Source organism: Clostridium estertheticum (assembly GCF_011065935.2).
Classification (GTDB): domain Bacteria; phylum Bacillota; class Clostridia; order Clostridiales; family Clostridiaceae; genus Clostridium_AD; species Clostridium_AD estertheticum_A.
Genome location: NZ_JAAMNH020000001.1, coordinates 3369772 through 3385688 on the forward strand (window position 1 = coordinate 3369772; position 15917 = coordinate 3385688).

17 protein-coding genes and 1 tRNA gene are annotated in these 15917 nt (G+C 30.7%); 6 read left to right on the plus strand and 12 right to left on the minus strand.

Going from position 1 to position 15917, the window contains the following annotated elements; genetic code table 11:
* Positions 1 to 24: 24 nt before the first annotated feature.
* Both G9F72_RS16020 and G9F72_RS27445 read right to left on the minus strand, forming a co-directional pair.
* The gene (locus tag G9F72_RS16020) at positions 25 to 201 is read right to left on the minus strand and encodes a hypothetical protein (protein WP_224676145.1); all 177 of its coding nucleotides are present in this window, start codon (positions 199 to 201) and stop codon (positions 25 to 27) included.
* The gene (locus G9F72_RS27445; RefSeq protein WP_318010954.1) at positions 146 to 265 is read right to left on the minus strand and encodes a hypothetical protein; all 120 of its coding nucleotides are present in this window, start codon (positions 263 to 265) and stop codon (positions 146 to 148) included. Before G9F72_RS27445 ends, G9F72_RS16020 begins: the two co-directional genes overlap by 56 nt.
* A gap of 361 nt (positions 266 to 626) precedes the next feature.
* Here G9F72_RS27445 and G9F72_RS16030 point away from each other — a divergent pair, with 361 nt between their 5' ends.
* Positions 627 to 1562: a DMT family transporter gene (locus tag G9F72_RS16030; RefSeq protein WP_164956057.1), complete on the plus strand. Its 936-nt coding sequence runs from the start codon at positions 627 to 629 to the stop codon at positions 1560 to 1562.
* A 93-nt stretch (positions 1563 to 1655) separates the two neighbouring features.
* Here G9F72_RS16030 and bcp read toward each other — a convergent pair whose 3' ends face one another.
* On the minus strand, positions 1656 to 2117 hold the full coding sequence (gene bcp / locus G9F72_RS16035; protein WP_164955650.1) for a thioredoxin-dependent thiol peroxidase: 462 nt from the start codon (positions 2115 to 2117) through the stop codon (positions 1656 to 1658).
* A 322-nt stretch (positions 2118 to 2439) separates the two neighbouring features.
* Here bcp and ric point away from each other — a divergent pair, with 322 nt between their 5' ends.
* From ric to G9F72_RS16050, 3 genes are all read left to right on the plus strand, one after another.
* Positions 2440 to 3135, plus strand: coding sequence for an iron-sulfur cluster repair di-iron protein (ric, locus tag G9F72_RS16040; protein WP_164955651.1), 696 nt, complete (start codon positions 2440 to 2442; stop codon positions 3133 to 3135).
* A gap of 188 nt (positions 3136 to 3323) precedes the next feature.
* Positions 3324 to 3968, plus strand: a complete 645-nt coding sequence (locus tag G9F72_RS16045; protein WP_164955652.1) for a superoxide dismutase — start codon at positions 3324 to 3326, stop codon at positions 3966 to 3968.
* A 765-nt stretch (positions 3969 to 4733) separates the two neighbouring features.
* The gene (locus tag G9F72_RS16050) at positions 4734 to 5225 is read left to right on the plus strand and encodes a prolyl-tRNA synthetase associated domain-containing protein (RefSeq protein WP_164955653.1); all 492 of its coding nucleotides are present in this window, start codon (positions 4734 to 4736) and stop codon (positions 5223 to 5225) included.
* A 189-nt stretch (positions 5226 to 5414) separates the two neighbouring features.
* Here the strand turns inward: G9F72_RS16050 and sstT are convergent, their stop codons facing one another.
* The 3 genes from sstT to G9F72_RS16065 all read right to left on the minus strand — a co-directional run bounded on the left by sstT (position 5415) and on the right by G9F72_RS16065 (position 8962).
* Positions 5415 to 6656 (minus strand): serine/threonine transporter SstT, encoded by a 1242-nt coding sequence (gene sstT / locus G9F72_RS16055; RefSeq protein ID WP_164955654.1) that lies wholly within the window; start codon positions 6654 to 6656, stop codon positions 5415 to 5417.
* A 191-nt stretch (positions 6657 to 6847) separates the two neighbouring features.
* The gene (locus G9F72_RS16060; RefSeq protein ID WP_164955655.1) at positions 6848 to 8215 is read right to left on the minus strand and encodes an MATE family efflux transporter; all 1368 of its coding nucleotides are present in this window, start codon (positions 8213 to 8215) and stop codon (positions 6848 to 6850) included.
* A gap of 261 nt (positions 8216 to 8476) precedes the next feature.
* Positions 8477 to 8962, minus strand: coding sequence for a ferritin family protein (locus G9F72_RS16065; protein ID WP_224676147.1), 486 nt, complete (start codon positions 8960 to 8962; stop codon positions 8477 to 8479).
* Positions 8963 to 9295: 333 nt separating this feature from the next.
* Between G9F72_RS16065 and G9F72_RS16070 the strand changes: the two genes are divergently transcribed.
* On the plus strand, positions 9296 to 9499 hold the full coding sequence (locus G9F72_RS16070) for a DUF6440 family protein (protein WP_164955197.1): 204 nt from the start codon (positions 9296 to 9298) through the stop codon (positions 9497 to 9499).
* Positions 9500 to 9710: 211 nt separating this feature from the next.
* Here G9F72_RS16070 and G9F72_RS16075 read toward each other — a convergent pair whose 3' ends face one another.
* The 6 genes from G9F72_RS16075 to G9F72_RS16100 form a co-directional block, all read right to left on the minus strand.
* Entirely contained in the window at positions 9711 to 10052 is a 342-nt protein-coding gene (locus G9F72_RS16075) for a zinc ribbon domain-containing protein YjdM (protein ID WP_164955656.1), read from the minus strand.
* Between the two features lie 798 nt (positions 10053 to 10850).
* Positions 10851 to 11948, minus strand: a complete 1098-nt coding sequence (locus G9F72_RS16080) for a tetratricopeptide repeat protein (RefSeq protein WP_224676148.1) — start codon at positions 11946 to 11948, stop codon at positions 10851 to 10853.
* 175 nt (positions 11949 to 12123) lie between these two features.
* Positions 12124 to 12705 (minus strand): 30S ribosomal protein S4, encoded by a 582-nt coding sequence (gene rpsD / locus G9F72_RS16085; protein ID WP_164955658.1) that lies wholly within the window; start codon positions 12703 to 12705, stop codon positions 12124 to 12126.
* Positions 12706 to 12884: 179 nt separating this feature from the next.
* Positions 12885 to 13256 (minus strand): CoA-binding protein, encoded by a 372-nt coding sequence (locus tag G9F72_RS16090; protein WP_164955659.1) that lies wholly within the window; start codon positions 13254 to 13256, stop codon positions 12885 to 12887.
* A gap of 235 nt (positions 13257 to 13491) precedes the next feature.
* Positions 13492 to 14397, minus strand: a complete 906-nt coding sequence (locus G9F72_RS16095) for a L,D-transpeptidase family protein (RefSeq protein WP_164955660.1) — start codon at positions 14395 to 14397, stop codon at positions 13492 to 13494.
* 210 nt (positions 14398 to 14607) lie between these two features.
* Positions 14608 to 15501 (minus strand): MYG1 family protein, encoded by an 894-nt coding sequence (locus G9F72_RS16100; protein ID WP_164955661.1) that lies wholly within the window; start codon positions 15499 to 15501, stop codon positions 14608 to 14610.
* Positions 15502 to 15803: 302 nt separating this feature from the next.
* Here G9F72_RS16100 and G9F72_RS16105 point away from each other — a divergent pair.
* A tRNA-Leu gene (locus G9F72_RS16105) sits at positions 15804 to 15888 on the plus strand.
* The last annotated feature ends 29 nt before the right edge of the window (positions 15889 to 15917 follow it).

Below are 15917 nucleotides of genomic sequence, written 5' to 3' on the forward strand. Positions count from 1 at the left end.
ATACGATAAGAAGAAAGATATCCTTTAGGAGGTAATAATACCACCTTTTATTTCAATTACTCTATCTGTTTTTATTGCTATTCTTTCATCATGAGTTATTATTATAAAAGTAGTACCAAAAGTTTTATTTATATCTCTAAATATATTATATATAGCTTCTGAAGCATGAGAGTCTAAATTCCAGTGCTCTATCAATTGCAACTCTTTGCTGTTCTCCTCCAGACAAATTATAAACTTTGTTTTTATTGATCGTTTTAAGTCCCACGAGTTCAAGAAGTTCTTTGGCTTTTTCACGAGATTTTCTACCACAAAATAAGTTTCTTATAGCCCCAGGCTATTTTTAAACTGTGAACATCTGTGAGCCTCCAATAGCACTTTATTGAAGTTTTCATAAATAATTAGTTTTAGTTTTTGCATTAAAACTATTATACCAACTTCTAAGGATTATCCTATCATACAATATCATATCATTTTATAAACAAACCATTAATTCACTAAATTTCGACACCTAAACCTTAAATTTGACTAAAGTCGCTAATTAAATTCTTCAGCAACATCTGCCACTTGCCACGTGGGTGCCACCATGTATATAATGGATAAGTACCTAGAAGGAGAGGATTTAATTGATTACTGATAATGAAAAAACTTTTACTAATAAAAAAATAGTGGCGTTAATCGCAGCTCTATGTTGCTTTTTATGGGGAAGTGCATACCCTGCGGTAAAGAACGGATATCTACTGTTTCATATTGCACCAGCAGATGTTTCTTCAAAACTTGTATTTGCTGGGTATAGATTTATTCTTGCAGGCATTATTCTACTTATTGTTGCTCAAGTCTCTGGCAGAAAAATATTTGCCATTACAAAGGATAATATTTTCAAAATATTTATTTTGGGTATTACTCAAACACTGCTGCAATATATATTTTTTTATATAGGGCTCTCAAATACTACTGGGGTAAAAGGTGCAATTATGAACTCCATGGGCACGTTTTTCAGTGTTATTTTAGCTCATTACTTATATAAAAATGATAAATTAAGCATAAAAAAAATAATGGGTTGCATTATTGGTTTCCTTGGTGTCATGGTGGCAAATTTTAGCATGGACCTATTCAGTTTTTCTTTTAATATTATTGGTGAAGGCTTTATAATAATTGCTGCTTTTATCTTTTCAGCTTCTGCTATTTATGGGAAGCAGCTTACCCAAAATATAGATGTAATGCTAGTAACCGGATATAATCTTTTTATGGGTGGAATTATGTTAGTATTAATAGGACTAGCTTCTGGTGGTAGAGTGAGTCACTTTACGATTGGTTCATCAGTGTTACTGATTTATATGGCAATTTTGTCGGCAACAGCCTTTTCGTTATGGTCCTTGCTTTTAAAATATAATAAGGTAGGAGTTGTATCTATTTATAACTTTTTAATTCCTATCTTTGGAGTAATGCTTTCATCTATATTTTTAGGAGAAAACATTTTGGAAGTTAAAAATATGGTTGCACTTATATTAGTATGCTCAGGAATTTGGTTGGTAAATAAATCAACTAAAACCTATAATCTCTAAAAACCCCTATGGATCATAATTGCAAGCTGGATAAATAAATGACTGTTACTGAAATAATTTCAGTAACAGTCATTTATTCTTGGTCGTACTTTTTCATTCATTTTTTAATACTTTTAGCACCTCTTCACCATGATCATCTGGCTTAACTTTCTGATAGACCTTAATTATAGTTCCATTTTCATCAATAATAAATGTAGAACGTGCAATACCCATATATGTTTTACCAAACATCTTTTTCTCTTGCCATGCTCCATAAGATTCTATAACACTATGGTCAGCATCCGTTAACAAGTAAAAAGGTAATGTATGTTTATTCTTGAATTTCTGATGCGAACTAGAATTATCTGCACTAATCCCAATGACAACAGCTCCAACATCTAGTATGTCATCATATACATCTCTAAAACTACAGGCTTCCTTAGTACAACCCGGAGTATCATCCTTTGGATAAAAATAAATAACCACCTTTTTACCTTTAAAATCACTTAGCCTTATATCTTGATTTTCCTCATTGTTTAATGTAAAACCAGGTGCTTTATCTCCCTCTTTTAACATAGTTATTACTCCTTTCGTGAATTCAATTTTTCTATTGCGAAATTTACTAAGTAAATTAGTTTTATACCATTAAATATTATCATCATATAACATTATTGTTTTATTTTACAACGGAATACTCTTAAATGCAATAATAACTTTTAGTATCTAATAATGATTTTTAGTATTTAATAATAAAGTATTTAAATATTGATTTAAATCACATGTTTATAAAAATATAAAAGATATAATAACCCTATAGTAAAGAAACTTGTGTAAGCTAACAATGATTAATTGATATATAACTAGACAAATTCCCCAGAGGAAAATAAGGAGGACATTTATGAATAATAAATTTAAAACAGAAGATGCCATAGGACAAATTGTTGCAGCATTTCCAGGTGCAAGTGAGATATTTTATAAATACAATATAGACTTTTGTTGTGGAGGAGATAGGCCATTAAGCCTAGCAATAAGCACACAATGTCTTGATGGAAAAATGATAATAGAGGAGCTAAATACTAAATACCAAGGTTTTGAAGAAAACAATGAAAAATTTACGGATTGGGCAAAGGAAAGTCCCAGTAAATTAATAGAATACGTGGTAAATAATCACCATGCTTATTTAAATGTAGAGATGCCGAAAATATCAAAGTTACTTTTGAAAATATTAGGTGTACATGGTAAAAACCATGAAGAATTATTTGTGGTACACAGACTATTTAATAATTTGAGAACAGAATTAGAGGAACATCTAGTGAAAGAGGAAGAATTTTTATTTCCACTTATAGTGCAGTATGAAAATGGGAAAGATGAAAATGTCAGAAGTGCTGCATTAAAACTTATAGATGAATTAGAACAAGAGCATACAGGAGCAGGCGATATTATAAAAGAGCTGAGAGAAATTACTGATCATTATAATACACCTAAAGATGGATGTGGAACCTTTGTACTAACCTATAAGAAATTGCTAGAACTTGAGGTAGATCTATTCCAGCATATACACTTGGAAAACAATATACTATTTAATAATTTTTAAATAGGTTGAATAAAATAAATCAGTATAAAGACACTTGTCTTCATGCTGATTTATTTTTTAATAGCTTGTGGTGCACAGACTTAAAGGCCAACGTCAATGCCAATATTGTTAATGATTTATATATTTTATTGACCTAAATAGCATGTTGTTACATATAATATAATATAATATTTTTTAGAGGGGATTTAATGTACAATTTAAAGCCGGAAATTTTTGATTTTAAATCAGTTAAAGGCATCTCTATGAAACAGCTGGATGAACATTACAAATTGTATTCAGGGTACGTAAACAAATTAAATGAAATTTGGAACACTCCTTATGTACCTGATAATTATACTGATAGCAATGCCACTTATTCCAAAATGCGCAGTTTAAAACTAGGCGAAACATATTCATTAAACGGTGTAAAACTTCACAATCTTTATTTCGAAAATATAGTCGGAGGCAATAACGTTCCTTATGGCCCCCTATTTAATGCTATAACAAATCAATTTTCTTCATATGATGCTTTTATCTCTTACCTTACAAATGTAGGTTTATCCATGAGGGGTTGGGTAATTCTTTCCTTTGATCTGCTTGATAAAAGACTACACATAATAGGAAGCGATTCACACGATACTGGAGCCGTATGGCTTTCTTATCCAATACTAATCATGGACGTTTATGAGCATGCATATTTCATGGACTTTGGAACAGATAAAAGAAAATATATTTCTACTTTTATTGAAAATATAAATTGGAAGGTTTTAAATACTAGATTAGAAAATTACGTTTCAACCACACAGTTTATGGAAATGAACCAACATAGGTATTATCCATATAGATATTTTTAATGGGTTATTTTCTAATTCTAAGTTGAAATTAACTGAAGTCATCTTCTATAAGCAAATTAAAAGGAGAATCATTACAGATTCTCCTTTTAATTTGTAAATTTCAATCCACTTGCACCTCTATTCAATGAGCGAGAGGATCATTTCGATTGAACTCTTAAACAGCTCTACTCAATTTACATCAACACAGTAACATTTTTAGTCAAATTTCAACTAATAATTATTCTTAACTGAAACTCCCACACTTAAAGGAATGGGGTTCTTGCGTACTAAATAACTTCTATATTAACTCGAAAGTTAATATCACTGATTATTTTCCCCAAGGATTTCACTATCAAGCATCACAATTGACACATTAACGATAGTATATGGCTCATTTCAAAACCTAAGTATATTATATCGTACTAAAATAACCATGTCTAATGGTATATTTTAGTAGTGCTATCCATCCCACACCTAAAGAGAGTGGGCTTTCCGCACAAATTCTGTAAAAAAAAAGAAGTAATTAAGTTTTTACATTACCTTAAAATAATAGCACTGTTAAATATATGTTAGATAAACTTATGGTTAGGACGTATCATAAAAATTGAATAGACAATATACGTTTATTAATGACCACTGCTACAAAGTAGGCAGTTTATGATATAATGCATTTAATGACACCCAATAAGGTTACTCCATTAATGGTGGCTATTATAAAACCTATTAGTATTAGTTTTTTTAACAAATACTTTTATTGCAAATAATAAAATATTAGGAGATGCTAAAATGTCAGATAACGAAAATAAGGTATATGAAGTTCTTAAAGAATTAAATATTGATTTTGAAAAAAGAGAACATCCAGCTGTATTCACATGTGAAGAGGCAGAAGAGTTTACTGGAGATATGAGAGGAGTACATACTAAGAATTTATTTCTTAGAAATTCCAAAGGAAGCAATCATTATCTTGTTGTGACAAAGGATAGCAAAACCTTGAATATCAAAGAATTCGAAAAAAGAATAGGCGAAAAAAATATGAGTTTTGCTTCTAAGGAACGCTTAATGAAATATCTGGGATTAACACCAGGAGGAGTTAGTATATTTGGTCTAATTAATGATGAAACAAATTGTGTGAAATTAATTGTTGATCGAAGTATTTTGGAAGATGAATATATTAATTCACATCCAAATGTTAATACTGCTACAGTAAACTTATCAATTAATGATTTAATGAAATTTATAAAATGGAGTGGAAATGAAGTTGAATATCTAGATATCTAATAAAATGTTCAAGTGCACGTACCGTACACAATAATGTTATTTCATAGGCAAAGAATAATATTGCCGCTAATTGCTTATTCAAACAAGTAAGCCCCCTATCGCAGATACTATACCGCGATAGGGGGCTTAATAGGTGTAAAAAACACTGTGATTTAGTTTCTATTTATTGATAACTATTTCTTTTTTTCTTTACGCCACTTTTTTATTGATAATAATTTCTTTTCCCTCTTTACGCCACTTAGCAAATTCTGCTGCTGCAGTGAAAAGTGCATCTGTAGATGAGTTAACTGCAGTTTCACAAGAATCTTGAACAACTGCTACTATAAAGCCTACACCTACTACCTGCATAGCAATGTCATTTGGAATTCCGAATAAGCTACATGCTAGAGGAATAAGTAATAATGAACCACCAGAAACTCCTGAAGCACCAGCAGCACATACTGCAGATAGTACACTAAGAATTAATGCTGTAGGAAAATCTACATTAATACCAAGTGTGTGAACTGCTGCAAGTGTTAAAACAGAAATTGTAACAGCTGCACCAGCCATGTTAACAGTAGAACCTAATGGAATAGATACAGAATAAGTATCTTTGTCTAACCCAAGACTTTCACACAATTTCATGTTTACAGGAATGTTTGCAGCTGAGCTACGTGTAAAGAATGCTGTAATACCACTATCCTTTAAGCATCTAAACACAAGTGGATATGGGTTTTGACGAATACAAATGTATACGATAATTGGGTTCATAATAAGAACTACAAACACCATACAACTTACAAGAAGTATAAGTAATTTTCCATAACTCGCTAATGCTCCGAGACCATTTGTAGCGATAGCATCAAATACTAGTCCCATGATTCCGAGTGGTGCAAAGCCTATAACCCATACAACCACTTGAGATAATGCATCTGAAAAATTAAGAATCATTGATTTTGTTGAAGTTGCTGCATTTTTCAATGCAAATCCAAGAACACATGCCCATGATAATATACCAATATAATTAGCATTGAACAGTGCTTTTACTGGATTATCTACAAGGTTTAATAATAATGATCTAAGAACCTCTACTACACCACTAGGCGGTGTAACATTTTGAGCGCCTGAAACAAGCGTTAAGGTTAATGGGAACGCAAAGCTGGCAATTACTCCAACAAAGCCAGAGAAAAGTGTTCCTAAAGCATAAAGAGCTACAATATTTTTCATATTAGTCTTATGACCAGCCTTATGTTGAGAAATAGCTCCCATTACCAAAAACAATACCAATATAGGTGCAATCGCTTTCAGAGCACCTACAAATAAAGAACCAAAAATAACTATAAATTTTGCTTGTTCTGGAATCGTTAAAGCCAAAGTAATACCAATAAGTAACCCTATAATTATTCGTACTACTAAGCTCATTTGATTCCACATATTCATTAGTTTTTTCATATTTTGTTCCCCCTTAGTTTTTATAGAAACGACTCAGCACAAATCACTTCAGATAAACTATAATTCGACATATTGTCGTCGATAACTCCTTGATAAAACTAAGTTTACCACACATTTTGGCTAATTGGAAGTAATTTTTTTACACCTTTTTTTTCCTTAATAGCCATATTAAAAATAGAATTCACTAATTTTCATTTCCCGTAATCAATAATCTTCCTTCCTTTTATTTCAGGATGTCTTACAAGAAATATAATAAACCAACTTGTAAGTATTAATCCTTTTAGGATACTGCTAAGGCTAATGCTCCACCATACCCCACTAAGTCCAAGAAACGTTGATAACAAGAGAGCGCCTGGAATTCTCATAGCGTTTAGCACGATGCCTACTATTGATGGAGGAACTGTCCTTCCAAGACCATTAAAGGCTCCTGCAGTTGTTATTTCTAAACACATAAAAAGTTGAGAAAATCCAAGTATTCTCAAATATATTATGCCATCCTTTATTACCGCTTTTTCTGAAATGAAAATAGAAAAAATAGGCCCAGGCAAAAATATTAGAAGACAGGATGTCATAGTACCAATGATTGCAATAATACCTAGAGCTGTAAAATAGCCTTTATATATTCTATCCCACTTTTTCGCTCCAAAATTTTGCCCTATAAAGGCACTTAATGCAGTTTGGAAACCGCCAGCAGTCATCCAGGATATTGATTCGATTTGTGCCCCAACGCTTTGTACAGCAATGGGAGTTGATCCCCATCTGACAATTATCCTTGCTATTATCATTGCTATAAACGTAAATACTCCACTTTGAACCGCAACGGGTATTCCAAACCTAACAATTTTCCCTATGTGTCTCCAATCAGGTTTTTGCAGGAAATTTAATCCATTAAAATAATCGGTTTTCTTTATGATGACAAAAATAAATATTATTGTTACAACAAATTGCGCAAAAATTGTTGCAATAGCTGCTCCAGGAACTCCCATTCTAGGAAATGGTCCAAGACCCAATATCAAAACAGGATCAAGTACTATATTAACCATAAGCCCCACTGTGTTTATTCTAAACGGCGTATGACTATCTCCATGTCCATTGAATATTGCTGTAAGTACAGGTGGTAAAAAGTAAAATATCATTCCCGATGAGACTATAGCAAGATAAGTGGTTGCCATACCAACAATATCAGCACCCTTAATATTAAAAAAAACTATAAGCTGCTTTCTAAAGATTATCATTGTAGCTCCATATAAAATTGCAAAAACTAAATTCATTTGCAACGAATGTCGTATATAGCTTTTGATCTCTTTTATATCTTTCCTTCCTACAGATTGTGATACCCCAACCGCTGCTCCTATTTGTGGAATTGTAATAAATGCAAAGGCAAACCAAGTAAAAAAGCCCGCCGTACCCACTGCAGTAACGGCCCTAGCGCCTAATTGACCAACCCATATCATATCCGTCAGACTATAAGCTGTTTGTATCAGTGATGTTCCCATGATAGGTAGCGCTAGAATTATAAGTTTTTTTAAAATATTACCCTCAGTTAAATCATTCCTCATTAAGTAATCCCCCAACTTTTAGATCTAGACTTTAATTAAACTAATCCATTATTAATTATAAAATATTCTATACCTAATTCTACAAATATTTATCATTACCCTTCAAATTTCTACAAAAAAAATGAAAACTCCGTAATATTACTTTCAGAGCTTTCTTAAATAAGTTAGATTTATATCTTTAGGTTATATTATTGTGGAATTCTGTTCTATGATTCACTACAAATAATTCAATTAATAATTATACTAAACATATCTTAATACCTAAGCTATTATTTCTTGGAGTAATTTTGAGAAATACGCCGCATGAGCTTTTTCTTCTTCAAGTATAACAGACAATATTTCTGAAACATATTTTTGAGATGCTCTTTCATACATTTGAGTATAAACGCTTATTGTAAGATTTTCTGCATTAAGTGAATATGTAAGTGCTGATTTTAAATCTTTAAAGGTGTCCCTTGGTTTGTCGTTTTTATTGAAAACTTGATTTTCTATTAAGTTTCTCAAGTATTTAGTTACTACTGTATCAAAAAGATATTCAGAATCACTTTGTTTATTTGTTATTAATTCATTAAAAAGTTTTGTGAATTTCTCTTTGTGAATGAATTCTTGGCCAGCAGCCGCTAACAAAAATTCTTTGGTTTTTCCTGTGGTATAATTAACTCCATTGCTGTAAAAGTCATAACCTTCTTCTTCCATTAGTATAGCAACTTTAAACATTTCAAGTCCACTAAAAGTGTTATTTATCATAAGATCGCTCCCTTTTTATTAATTTTATATATATTTATCATAAAGTTCTTTTGTCTCTTGTTTTTTTGAATACATTAATATTAACTCCATTCCACTATATATATTCAAGACTACTTTGTAAAATCCTGCTTTAATTACTGAATATATTAGTACTAGTGCTTTTTATAGATTTAAAAGCCACTCCATCATATTGGGTAACTTAAAATTGTTCTTCGTACATGAAGTATATAACTTAGATTTTTGGCTATATTAAAGAAAGTTATTAAAATTACAAGGATAATATTTAAGACAAATTCATATAATATTAAGGCATGAAATATAATGGAGGAAAAAATGTTTAATAATAAAAATAAAAACCTAAATAAAATATTTAAAACTGCGGATGCTTATGCTGAATCATTAGAGGTAAACAGCAAAATAATTTTAGATAAAGGAACTATAACATACTATTTGATTAATATTGTAGATTACGCTGGAGGAACTACTGTATTGTTAGATAATGAAGGTAATCCTATGCTTTCCCAAGTAAGGCTATAATATTTTTATAAATGGACACATTAAATATACCCTCATTTTGCCATATTTTATTTACTTGAGGTTGATAATAATTGAGGTTTCTACTATGCTACTTATTTTTTAACAAGTAATATCGACGCCTAAAAATGGGCATGAAAAAAGCACCTGCATTGGCAGATACTTTTAATAATCAATGAGTTTTTAACAATCAATAAGTATATTAAAACCGAATTTATGCTTTTTTAACAAACTCAGATTTTAATTCCATAGCTCCAAAACCCTCGATTTTGCAATCAATATTATGATCTCCATCAATCAAACGTATATTTTTTACTTTTGTACCTATTTTAATAGATGATGAACTTCCTTTTACTTTAAGATCTTTGATTATTGTTACAGAATCGCCATCAGTTAAGACATTTCCATTTGCATCTTTGACAATCTTTTTATCTTCACTACGCTCAGTTTCTAATTCTAAACTCCACTCATGAGCACATTCGGGGCATACAAAAAGACTTCTATCTTCGTAAGTATATTCTGAATTACATTTTGGACAATTTGGTAAATCTAACATAAATTCATTTCCTCCATTCGTTATTGTTAATTCTACTATATAAGAATTATTTTTATTTTTTTACAATTTTGTGCAAAAGCCCATTTCTTTCTATGGAGCGTTTAGAACGCGTAAGAATAACAATTAAGAACTTAAAATCCACAAAAAAAAAATAGGCAATTTCTTATATTCTTATATACTATCATAGTCTTCTCATATTGACAAACCTCAACTAGGTTACCAATTTTTGTACTGCTGCCGTATCCTACTCCTAAAAACCATGTATATCAGATTGATAATAAAACAAAACAGACATGAGATTTCTCTCAATGCCTGTCTATTTTAATCTAGGAGTTTCTGTTTGCTAATATTTTGTGTTTTTATACTACTAAATATAGAGTCGATAGGTTTTCCCTCGATGTTTAAACCCTCTCGCTACCAGTTTATCAATATCTGATGCCATAGCTGCTGGTAAACAATTTGAAAAATATCTTGTTAATAATAACACAATTGTATTAAAGTTCTTTTTGCATATATCTAAGGATTAGATGGAAATATTAAAGCATTAATGCAAGAAGTGAAAGAGAGCAAATAATTAGCAAGAATAACCTGTAGACATACACTTTTAAATTTTTGGTTATTTAAATATACGAAAGATTATAAAGCTACTATTTGAATCCCTAAAAATCTTAGAAAGCAATCCAATAAAATCACAACAAAGTATTATAAAAATGAGGGAAGCCATGTCGAATTAGCAATGTTTTATCGACATGAATTTACAGAGCTTAGTCACTTGATGACAAGCTCTGTTGAACAGTACTATTTATTTGAAGTTAATTCCGATTTCATGCCAATAGCATCATTTTTAAATTCTTCATCAGCTGTAGTATTTATAATAAAGTCTAAACATTTAATCGCCTGCGTGTCATCTTCTAACGCATTATATGCATAAACTTTATAATAATAAATAGTACAAATTGATTCTACATCGTTTTTATCTACTAGCTGTAGCATTTTATCACAAATGTTAACTGCCTTTATATATTGATTAGAATTCATATACAGACATTGTAAATAATATAATGAATCAGATTTATCCCCTTCCATACTAATAGCATTTTCAAAAGCTACTATAGCTCTACTAAACATATTCAAACCAATTAGTGACTCACCTACTCCAAATAAAGCATCTGCAGAATCATTAATTTCCCTTGCAGTATTGTAATAGAGAAATGCCTTATAAAAGTCTTCCTCATTAATTAATTCCTCACCTTTGTCTATAAGAGCTTGATACTCTGTAGATGTCATGTCTAAAGTCTTTTGAAGTACTTCTTCTGAATAGACTGTATTTATAAACCCTCCGTTGTATGATTCCATATACTCTAAAACTTTTGGAATAAATATTGTTTTAGCAAAGCCAGATTCTGCATACCATATGTTTGACTGCCCCATACCCATATCTTTTCCAACAACTGCAGCTCTTGGTATTTCAAATTTTCTTTGTGATTCCGGTAGTAAGAAAGAATCTTTACTCAATGCCTCTGTACTGAAATTTAAATCTCTACCTATCCCACCATAAGGGTAAGATTCTTGTGAGTATTTATATAAAGTGGCCTTTTTGTACCAACCAACAATAACATTTTTACCTGTCTTGCCCTGTTTTGCAACCCATATTACAAGCACATTATCTATACTATCATCATTTACTGTTGCTTTTTCAAATCTTTCTAAACGCAGAGAACCGCCTCTATTTGATACATATCCATAACATTTACCGTTATAATCTTGAAAGTTATATGATTCATGAACCTCATTATTTTTGCCTTTATCCCGTCCATCAGTTTTGCCGAGTTTATCAGCATCACTTACTCCTATATAATTTTTCAACCATGTTATGTTACAAAATATAATCCTCATTATATTACCCCTCCTACATCTCAAATATATTTATCTGATAACCAAAATGATTATCATGTTTTTCTCTATTATCCATAAAAATACCCTATAGGGCAGACTTTTTTTAAAATTGTCTACTCTATAGGATACATTGCAATAATTGGAAATTATTGTTTTCTATTTTTCAGGGAATAGACTAATTTTTGGCATAAAACTCTAAAATTTTTGGAAATTTTAGGCTTACTGGAATCTCATCTTTAATAGGCACTTTTATTAAACTGCCTGAGAAATTTTCCTTATCCTTGCTTAAGTAGCTATAGATATTTTCTGTTGAAATAAAATTCTGACTAAATAGCTCATTCTTTCTTGACTTCTCTCTAAGACTTAGTGTATCACCTTGGTTAACTTTATAGGAAGGAATATCAATTCTCTTTCCATTCACTAAAATGTGGCGGTGGACTACTAATTGTCTCGCTTGTCTTAGTGTTGAAGCAAACCCTAGTCTATAGGTCATATTATCAAGCCTTCTCTCAAGGTTTTGTATTAAAACCTCTTCTGACTTTTGTTTTGAATTTAAGGCTTCAAATACATATCTTTTAAATTGTTTTTCAAGCACACCATAGTATGCTTTAAGTTTTTGTTTTTCAAGTAATTGCTGTCCATATTCAGAAAGCTTTTTATGTTCATCCACACCTCTTTCTAGTGCTTTGGGGTGATTAAACACATTTACGCCTAAGTGCCTTGCTAACTTAAATCTTGGTCCTATATATCGTGCCATTGTTATCCTCCAATATTATAAATTTTATCATATTGCGGTTAATTTGGCGCCAACAGCCTATTTATATTCTAGCATAAGAAAATCAAATTGTAAATAATAATGATTATCATTCCGATAATATATTGTGTGTTATCTTATTATTTTGTTATTTTCCAAAAGTCACAATTACCCATTAAATTTTATCTCTTTCTTAATTCCACTAATGTACATCCCTCTACTGCTTGAATTCCATTAATTCTACAAAAGTCAAGTATTTCAGCGCTTTCCGCCCCTGGTTGAATAAGTATTTTATCTATTTTTAGCTGGTGAGCTTCCTGAAGTATTTTAATACCTTTATCTGGATTAATGCATAAATTTAAAATTTCTATCTTATACGGTACATCACTTAAACGTTTATAAGCCTCATCATTTATAACAGAAGGGTTTAAACCCACTACATTAAATCCACCTTCTTTCAAAGAACTCAATATTTTATAAGCATATTTTAAACGATTTAATACATCCCCAACCACAACCCAGTTTTTATATTCTAAAAATTCATTAGCCTTCAATATTATCATCTCCTAATAAAATTTTTTTTACTTACTCATACTAATTTCCACAATGTTAGTTTACCATCTATTACACTTACTATTCTATCACAGTATGATGCAACATTTAAATCATGTGTTAGAATAATGATTGTCTTTCTACTTTCGTGAATAGATGATAAGAGCAGGTACCTAAGCAGAAATTGGTTAGGTACCTGTTTCTTATTATTTGATGAATATTATACTTGTATACTTTTTAGTTGCTCCAAATAGTAGTTTCAGCTGGAATATTATCATATATAAATTTAGCATTTTCTAGAGATAATCTTACACAGCCGTGAGATACAGGAACTCCAAGAGTGTTATCTATAATATAATTGCCTTTATTATCATATAGTACGCTATGGAATAAATAATTACCACTTATTTGAGTATAGTATTTGCACCTAGCGCCCCCATCTGCTATAAAATAACCACCTTTACTTCCAACAGTAAAATTACCTTTAACAGTAGGGGTGCTTGTTTTTCCAGAAGAGCAAACCATGGATTTAACAAGATTCCATTTTTTATTAGAGCCATTGAAGACATTTACTTTTTGTTGAGGCAAGTCAATCCATATAAAATAAGAAGTCAAACTAGCTATGTTTTTACTGTTTATAAGTTTTTCTACCTCAACCTTTGAAACTATAACCTTAGGTATAGATATTTGTGTAACTGGAGGTTTGTACATCGTCCCTGGTGCTATGGGCATATCAAGTTTTCTTAATGTTAAATTACCCACTATACCATCTTTAAGTAGATTATTTTTCATTTGAAAGTCAATAACCGCATTGTAAGTTGTGCTCCCAAAGTCACCATCTACATAAAGTTTGTAACCAAATTTATTAAGCTTTTGTTGTATTTCCTTTACTTTATTACCCTTATCTCCTTGCTTTAAGGTCGTTGTACCAATTGCCTGTTGCTTATTTTGAGTCTCGATCACAATGCCTTTAACTTGATTGCTAGTATATATTTTATTTAGGTATACTGTAACATTGTTTTTATATAGTGATGAGTCAACAATAGTCAACTTCGCAGATTCATTATCTTTAGTCGCTAAAGTAGTTCCACTTAAAATAATCATAAGTATAAAGAGAATACATGATAAGTACCTTTTATTCATACTGATACCCCTTTTTTAGGCTGTTCCCTATCAGTATATTCTCTTGGTAGTAAAGTGCTCCTAAACTTTATCTGTATGAAATTATAGGCCATTACAGTATAATAATTATATTGGTATGCTATATAATTGAATAAGGACTCAATTCTTTATAAATTTAAAAAATCCTTATTGAATTTTAATATTGAAAAAAACACCAGATTTCTCTGGTGTTTAAATTGATAATCTTGCTATTTTCAAAGCACTCTCCATACTTTTAACTGATGCTATAAACCCTGCCTTGTGACAAAATATAGCATCATCTATTTTAATTATAGAATTTATTTCTTCACTTGATTTTCCCCTAATGGATTCTAATATATCTTTTCTTGCTTCAAAAGTATCTGAAGTTTTCTTTACAGTCTGAATTTTATACTCTGAGTTGTTATCACCTGGAGAAATAACGAATAATACCTCATTATTTATATCTATTTTAAGTAACTGTTGCAGCCAAGGGCACCCGCTTTTTAAAACCATTATTTCATTAATATCTCTATTTTCAAATGCCTCGTTTACTATGGTCCTTGCTTTTATAACAGAAACCTGTCTATTTATTATTCTTTTTATAATCTCAGTAGCATACCCAGTAGCTTCTTCAAATGCCTCATCTTTAGAATCAGCAGAATCCCATGTAGGATTAAAACTTTGGATAATATCACTTATAGAAGTTACTTTAATTTCTGATTTTATATCTATGCCATTATCTGTAGCGTCAATTCCTTGTATTAAATTTTTATCAACATTATCAAAAATCGAAATTATATCATTTTCATCAAACTCCGAATTGAACTTTTGTATTACCCTAGGCCCAAATTCTCTCCAAACTAAACCACAAGCAGCATAAGGAATATTATTTTCTCTTACTTCTTTATTTAATTGGTGATGGTCAAATTCGCCTAGAGAAATATCGTAAACAAAGTCTAGGTGTCTAAGTATATTTTCATCTCTTGTTCTTGTTACCTTTATATCCCCTAGTAGTAAACTAAGTATAGCCGTAGCCATAACATCGTCTGCATGAAATTTTCCACTATGTGTTCCTAAAGTTTTAATATTCTTTTCATTAATCATCATTTACCTCTTTCATATTTATATTATAAACATATTTAAAATCATTCATTTAGGTAGTTTTTTTCTAAATCCATATAATCGTAGCAATGGCCCTTCATTTTCTGCACATTAATTTATTATTATATCACAACATTGGAGTATTTACCCTAATAATCTAGTGCGTCTTGCCATTTAATAACGTATTAATGGATTATAATATATAACAAGAAAAAAAGAAAAATTTAGATATATTTTACACCAAATCAGATAAAAGGTATATAATGGAGTTACTTATACTAAATATACTTTTGTTTCCTATTTATGCAGATGTGGCGGAATTGGCAGACGCACTAGAATCAGGGTCTAGCGCTTTACGGCATGCAGGTTCGATTCCTGTCATCTGCACCAAAAAAAACACTCGTTTTACGAGTGTTTTT